The 214-nt window shown below is 41.1% G+C and carries 1 pseudogene; it reads right to left on the bottom strand.

Going from position 1 to position 214, the window contains the following annotated elements:
• Nucleotides 1-32 precede the first annotated feature (32 nt).
• Nucleotides 33-214 (bottom strand): annotated as a pseudogene (locus HJY11_RS14495) (carbohydrate ABC transporter permease); the annotation flags it as partial.

The following is a 214-nucleotide window of genomic DNA, read 5'->3' on the forward strand; positions in this document are numbered from 1 at the left end:
CTTCATTTTCCATAAACAGCTCCTTTTATATTTTAGTCCTTCATTCCAGAAGATATAATGCCTTGTTCAAGATATTTCTGCCCGAACATAAATATCAAAAGCGGTGGCATAAGTGTAATCAGTGATGCGATCAGCGATACTCCCGCATTGTCCGCGGTGATATTCGCCATATACAGAGACAGCGGCCAAAGTGTCTGATCCTTTAAGAATGCCT

Source organism: Bittarella massiliensis (ex Durand et al. 2017) (assembly GCF_017566145.1).
GTDB classification, from domain to species: Bacteria; Bacillota; Clostridia; order Oscillospirales; family Ruminococcaceae; genus Bittarella; species Bittarella massiliensis_A.